A 578-nucleotide genomic window follows, 5' to 3' on the forward strand; every position below is an offset into this window, starting at 1 on the left:
CCGGGGGGATCAGGAGCTCCGATCGCGGTACGGGGAGGACGGAGAGCGGATGTGCCTGCTGCGGGGGCGGCAAGGCAAGGATCCGCAGGAGGCCCAGCTGCTGAACACCGCAGAGGCCCGCGTGGACTACGGGATGCGGAGGACGGGGATCAACGAGGTCCGCCGGCTGCGGTACTCCGACGGGACGATCGGCTACTTCAAGCCCTACGACGGCGCCAACACGGGCGCCGCGCGCCTCTGCTACGGCCACGAGGTGGGGACGCTGCAGTCAACCCATGAGGTGGCCGCTAGCCAGTTCGCGCAGGCTCTGGGCCCGAGCTACGGGGCGCTGGTGCCCCCGGCGGTCATCGCCCAGCACGAGGGCCGTTGGGGCTCGATCTCCTACGGCGTGCCCGGCCAGCCCGTGAAGTCCGCAGACACACTGATGAAGCTGAACGACCACCAGCAGCAGGCCTCCGACCTCGCGTTCTTCGACTGCCTCATCGGCCAGGTCGACCGCCACGGGGGCAACGTGCTGATGGACCGCCGCGGGATCAGCGCGATCGACCAGGGCTTCGCGTTCACTGACGGGGTGGGAG

General features: G+C 69.9%; 1 protein-coding gene. It reads left to right on the plus strand.

Annotated features, from left to right (window positions below):
• Positions 1–49 precede the first annotated feature (49 nt).
• Positions 50–578: hypothetical protein (locus AC0VX0_RS12415; RefSeq protein ID WP_475452219.1), on the plus strand; the 529-nt coding region annotated here is incomplete at its 3' end.

Source organism: Micrococcus sp. iso_26, from assembly GCF_056172975.1.